The sequence below is a fragment of the Rubripirellula obstinata genome (genome assembly GCF_001642955.1).
Taxonomy (GTDB): domain Bacteria; phylum Planctomycetota; class Planctomycetia; order Pirellulales; family Pirellulaceae; genus Rubripirellula; species Rubripirellula obstinata.
The window spans coordinates 1-1,121 of record NZ_LWSK01000300.1; the positions used below are offsets into that span (position 1 = coordinate 1).

At 56.9% G+C, this 1,121-nt stretch carries 1 protein-coding gene; it reads left to right on the forward strand.

The window, feature by feature from the left end; translation table 11 throughout:
• The coding region (locus tag RC85_RS28830; RefSeq protein WP_238383253.1) for a hypothetical protein at nt 1-566 on the forward strand (566 nt) is incomplete at its 5' end.
• Nucleotides 567-1,121 lie beyond the last annotated feature (555 nt).

Here is a 1,121-nt window from a genome sequence, read left to right on the forward strand (position 1 = left end):
GGATAACCATTGCATGCACCGGAGTGGCGGCCGCACACTTTCCTCTCTGCTTGCACGTCAAATCCCGCCACCTCGGTGATGCATACCGTTATCCGACTGAAATCCGTAGCGTGAACACCATCGCAACCAACCCATACGCACCACCACCCGAACACGCCGTACCTGACGCCGACTCAACAACGTCAATCCGTACACGCGTTTCTCGGCCTGCCACCGCGCTCATAGTCATGGCGTCGATCCAATCCGTCTTCGTTGCGATCTACCTCGTTTCCGCTGCCGTTGTTGTTGCTCGCGGCGGATCTGTCTCCCACGACTACGTCGGTCTCGCTATTGCCACCATCCAACTTACCGGCCTCGTCCTTATCTCTATCGGCGGCGCAAAACTCGGCTTCCTTGAATCGCTGACCCTGGCTCGTCTGGGGGCATCGCTTGCTTGCATACCGTTCATCACACCGTTTGTGTTCGTCGGTATACCGTTCGGCGTCTGGTCGCTTCGGTTGCTGGCTGATCCGTCTGTCCGTGCTGCATTCCCTGACCACTCTGTGCAACCCAACGAGGGCGGATAACCATGGGATGCACCGGAGTACGGCTTGCGCGATTTTCTGTGATGGTTGACTTTTCTCTCCGTACCCGGTGGTCCCGGCCGTTATCCGAGCGGGTGCGCTGTCGTTCGTGCTTGGCTCCGATTCTCGCCATTTTGTCTGACTTGATCCAACGCCGCCCTGCGGGGCACAACCAAAACTCGGACTTGCTGAACTCGCGATTCATCGATGTTGCGTCCCGCTAATTCAAGCACAGACAAGCTTTGCGACACCTCGGGCATCCGGACTCCTGCGATCGAACACGCACCAACGCAACTTTCCTCCACACTGAATTGTGAACCAAACGGTTACATTTACGTTGTCTCACAATGCTGGACTCCGATACAATGATCACTCCGATGGCTAAATCCTGGATGGCGGCGTCCCGCCGTTGTTTTCCCCTCGCGGGGTTGATGCTGGCGACGTCCCGTCGTTGTTTTCCGCTCGCGCGGCGGATGCCCGTTGGCTGCCGTCAACTTTCGCTCACTTCGTAACCAATACCGACGGATAACAAATAAGTCTTTGACATCGCGAGCTTGC